This window comes from Bradyrhizobium sp. Kon10 (genome assembly GCF_055807395.1).
On record NZ_JBVVOZ010000346.1, the window covers coordinates 1 to 245 of the forward strand.

General features: G+C 61.6%; 1 protein-coding gene. It reads right to left on the reverse strand.

All coding sequences use genetic code 11. From position 1 onward, the window contains the following. On the reverse strand, positions 1–245 hold a 245-nt coding region (locus AC0L2O_RS37330; RefSeq protein WP_473373268.1), incomplete at both ends, for a tetratricopeptide repeat protein.

Consider the following 245-nt stretch of genomic DNA (forward strand, 5'->3'; position numbering starts at 1 on the left):
GCCCGACGAAAAGCCCGTAGTCCCACCAGGGCGGATGCGCGCTGGAGGTTTCGGCGGCGTGAGCAAGGATCGGTGTTCCCTCCCTGTACCTGCCGGCGAAAATCAGCCCATAGGCATAAGCTGCCGCCATGCTGAGGTAGTAAGGGTTGAGTTCGTAGGCGTTGTGCATCCAGCGGATCGATTCCTCCGAATTGCCGAGGCGGGACTTGAGATCGCCATAGGCACGGTGCGCATAGGGGCTGGTC